General features: G+C 38.3%; 1 protein-coding gene. It reads left to right on the forward strand.

All coding sequences use genetic code 11. The features are described 5' to 3' along the window. On the forward strand, positions 1-608 hold a 608-nt coding region (locus A9G38_RS08310; protein ID WP_065623238.1), incomplete at both ends, for an IS3 family transposase.

Raw genomic sequence — 608 nt, forward strand, 5'->3', positions numbered from 1 at the left:
AAATTTTTAATACTAATTATCGTGCTTATGGTACAAGGCGTCTGCAAGCAGAGCTGAGAAAGCAAGGCATAACCGTATCTCGACGCCGAATAGGTCGAATCATGGCGAAAAATGGCTGGGTTTCGAAATACACCTGTAAAAAATATTGTATTCATACAGAAAAAAGCAATGAATCGCCGGTGGGGAATGAACTGAATCGAGAATTTAATATAGGTCAACCACGAAAAATATTGGTGACCGATTTAACCTATGTAAGGGTTAAACAACGTTGGCACTACCTTTGTGTAATTGTTGATATCAGTAATCGAGAAATAGTGGGGCGAAGTGCTGGCAGGCATAAAACAGCGGCACTGGTCATGCAAGCTATGAGTCAAATTCCAATGAACTTACAGACGATTGAGTTGTTTCATTCTGATAGAGGAAAAGAGTTTGATAATCATTTGATTGATGAATGTTTAACAGCATTTGGAATTAAACGGTCCTTAAGTCGCAAAGGCTGCCCCTATGATAACGCAATTGCAGAAAGCACATTCAAAGCAGTGAAAACAGAATTTGTGTCAAATACTATTTTTGATTCACTGGCGCAACTTAAATTGGAATTTAATCAC

Source organism: Gilliamella sp. Imp1-1, from assembly GCF_001690415.1.
Taxonomy (GTDB): domain Bacteria; phylum Pseudomonadota; class Gammaproteobacteria; order Enterobacterales; family Orbaceae; genus Gilliamella; species Gilliamella bombi.